We start from the raw sequence: 413 nt of genomic DNA on the forward strand, positions 1-413 counted from the left end.
CCAGCACCTGGCCTGGGTCGGATACCTCAAGTGGATCGCCCGCGAAATGCAGTCCAAGAAGCGTGACGGGATGGGCGCCTGGATGGACTACATGCGCACCCTCCACAACCGCACCCGGGAATCCCTGCAGGACCTGTTCCCCGGCATCCCGAAGACCCGCCCCTACAAGGTCGCCGCCGGCGCCCTGGTCGGATACCACCTGTTCCTCCAGTACGCCATGGACATGGGCGCCATCGACAACGCCGGTTACCAGATGCGGCTGCGGGAGATGCGCCAGATCGTCGGCGAGGCAATGATCAAGTGCTGGGAGACTTTCCAGGGCGGCTCCGGCAAACGCACCGCGCTGGAAATGCTGGTCGGATCGGTCTTCTCCCACGAGTACTTCATCCAGGGCCTCTCCGGCTCGCAGGCCG

1 protein-coding gene is annotated in these 413 nt (G+C 64.9%); it reads left to right on the top strand.

All coding sequences use genetic code 11. The annotated features are described in order from the left end of the window. The coding region (locus tag AC5RVV_RS18180; protein WP_494002735.1) for a hypothetical protein at window positions 1-413 on the top strand (413 nt) is incomplete at both ends.

This window comes from Arthrobacter sp. MDT2-34-1, from assembly GCF_059091365.1.